This is a genomic window from Chitinophaga sp. 01L420 (assembly GCF_056399985.1).
Map to the genome: position 1 here is coordinate 1 of NZ_JBFTSK010000105.1, position 3,387 is coordinate 3,387.

Consider the following 3,387-nt stretch of genomic DNA (forward strand, 5'->3'; position numbering starts at 1 on the left):
AGAAATCAATGATCTGTTGCTGGCAGCATTGGCATGGACATTATGTGAGTGGAGCGGGCAGCAACAGGTGGTGATAGGCTTGGAAGGACATGGCCGCGAAGATGCCGTAATAGGGATGGACAGCAGTCGCACAGTGGGGTGGTTTACCAACATGTATCCGGTGTTGTTGGGTACAAATGGATTAGCCGTGGGTGACTGGATCAAATCAGTGAAAGAGCAATTGAGGGAGGTGCCCGATAAAGGCATAGGGTATGGTGTGTTAAAATATCTTAATAAAGAAAAAACTTTACAGGGTACATCTCCATGGGATATTGTCTTTAATTACCTGGGGCAGTTGGACAACCTGGTGAGGGGGAGCGCGTGGTTCCGGGAAACTGCTGCATCATCCGGTCATAATATAGCAGGTGATTACCGGGTATCGGAAAAGTTATCGGTGAACAGTATGATTCGTGGTGGAGAACTGGTGTTGAACTGGGATTACAGTAGTATACATTATGAGGAAGAGACTATTCGCTCATTGGCCAGCGGATATATATTAAACCTGGAAAAGCTGATCGACCATTGTATAACACAGGAGCATAACGGGATTGTATATACGCCATCAGATTATGGATTAACAGGAGAGGTAAGTTATAGAGAGCTGGATACGTTTTTGTCTGAGATGTATGGTGGACGGCGTCGGGGAGATCAACTGGAAGGCATGTACCGATTGAGTGGATTACAGGAGGGAATGTTGTTCCATGGCTTGTATGACACTGCGGCTTATGCTTATATAGAGCAGCTGAGTTGCGACCTGGTAGACGTGGATGTAAAGGTATTAATGGCGAGTTGGGAAGAACTGATGAAGACGCACAGCATCCTGCGTAGCGGATTTTATCACAATCGTTTCAGCGTGCCGGTGCAATGTGTTTACCGGGAAGTAAAAATGCCGGTAGAAGAACTGGATTACCGAGGGTTGGAGGAAACGGTGCGTATGGCTGCAGTAGCAGCTTATGAGCTGATGGATCGTCAGAAAGCATTTGATTTTGAGTCGGCGCCGCTAATGCGGTTGGGGTTATTGCGGATAAGCGATGACCGGTGGCGGATGATCTGGACACATCATCATATATTGCTGGATGCATGGTCAGGATCGATACTGATGGGGGAACTATTGAATACCTATGAATCATTCATCGGGGGAGGAAATAGTAGTGGGGCAGTAGTAGACAAATACGAAGATTATATCCGTTATCTGGAAAGTCGGGATAAGGAGGAGGAAGAAGAGCATTGGCGTAGGTATCTGTTGGGTATCGAAAGTGGTAGTTTGCTGCCTTTTATAGGATCCGTAGTGGATCGCAATAAGGGAGTGGGGGTTTATAAAAGAAAAACCCTCGTTTTGGATACCACGTTGACAGCAGCTGTTGATCGTTATGCGCAACATCACCGGTTAACGGTGAATACGGTGATGCAGGGCGTATGGAGTTACCTGTTATCGCGTTATACCGGTAGTGAATCGGTTACCTATGGCGTAACTGTTTCCGGTCGCCCGGAAGGATTATCTGAAGTAGAGAGCCGGGTGGGATTGTATATCAATGCGCTGCCGCTGCATGTGCGGATAGCAGGCGATGAGCAGATCGAAGCGTGGTTGTCTGCCATTCAGGAAGGTCAGCTGGCCTGCCGGGAATACCAGTATACTGGATTGAGTGCCATCCAGCAGTGGCTGGGTGTTTCAGGAGATCTGTTTGACAGCTTGCTGGTGTTTGAAAACTATCCGGTCAATAAAGTAATTGCATCTCGCAGCTGGTCGCTGCGGGCGGAAGGAGTACAGGTATATGACTATACGAATTACCCGTTAAGTATAATGGTCGTTGCCGCAGCAGAGATCAATATTCAATTTATTTATAACAACGACTTGCTGGAAGAAGAATACGTGCTGATGATCTGTGGTCATTTTGAACAGGTACTCAAACAGGTAGTGTTGAAACAATGTCGTCTTGTTGGCGAATTGCAGTTGTTAACGATATCAGAAGAAGAACAGTTGTTATCGACATTTAATCATAACATCCTGTCTCATCCTGAAAACAGGACGGTAGTGGAGCTATTTGAAGCGCAGGTAGCCCGTACACCGGATGCTATCGCCGTAATATCCGGGAAGCAGGAGCTGAGTTACAGGAAACTGAATGAGCGTAGTAATCAGCTGGCGTACTATCTAAGACAGCAGGGCGTTAAGGCAGACACATTGGTACCAATCTGCGTAGAACGTGGAGTGGATATGCTGGTCGGCATATGGGGTATTTTAAAAGCAAGAGGCGCTTATGTGCCGGTTGACCCGGAATACCCTGCAGAGCGGATCCGTTATATGTTGGAAGATAGCCGTGCATCGCTGGTACTGAGCAGCGAAAGCTGTGCAGATCGTTTACCCGTAACCGTAGGTTGCCGGATCGTGCGTCTGGATGGCGATTGGGATCGCATCAGCAGTGTAGCGGACAGGCAGGTAATGGTATCCCCTGCAACAGATCAGCTGGCTTATGTGATCTATACGTCCGGCTCTACCGGTATGCCGAAGGGGGTGATGATCAGCCACGGCAGCCTGGTACATTATTTATGTAATGAGCAAACACAGTACACTGCTGATAGTCAGACAGACAAACCAGGYAGTTACCATCACCTGTCTTATACTTTTGACGCATCACTGACAGCACTTTTCCAACCATTGCTGAAAGGCAGGGCRTTGGTAATAGCGCCAGCAGGCCTCCCTGCTACAGCGTTGTTAGGAGCTGACCAGGTATGCGGCCACGGGGTGTATGATTTTATTAAACTGACGCCCGCGCATCTGCCTTTGCTGGAAGATGCGTTAGGTTCAGGAGAGATCGTTACGCGRCGATTGGTACTGGGAGGAGAAGCGTTACAGTTGAATCATGTGCAGTACCTGATCGATGAAGGGCTGTCAGTAGAGATCATCAATGAGTATGGTCCTACGGAGGCCACCGTAGGTTGCAGTACYTACCGGTTCCGCACCAACGATAATGATGCATTGGAACAAATTAAAGGYGGCAGAATACCWATTGGYAAGCCAATAGGTAATACMCGGATGTACATACTGGAYACCGCTGGCCGTCTTTGCCCGGTAGGTGTGCCGGGAGAAATCCATATCAGTGGTGCCGGGCTTGCCCGAGGCTACTGGCAACGGGAAGGGCTGACAGCAGAAAAGTTTATAACAGATCCTTATAGTCAAATACCGGGTACCCGGATGTATAAAACGGGCGAYCTGGGTCGCTGGTTACCCGATGGGAATATCGAGTACCAGGGTCGCCGCGATGAGCAGGTGAAGATTCGTGGTTACCGTATTGAGCTGGGAGAAATAGAGCAGGTATTGCAGCAGAGCGGTCTGGTGAACCAGGCAGTGGT

Annotated in this window: 1 protein-coding gene; it reads left to right on the top strand. The window is 48.6% G+C overall.

Going from position 1 to position 3,387, the window contains the following annotated elements:
* Positions 1–3,387: amino acid adenylation domain-containing protein (locus AC1DP6_RS36245; protein WP_477059271.1), on the top strand; the 3,387-nt coding region annotated here is incomplete at both ends.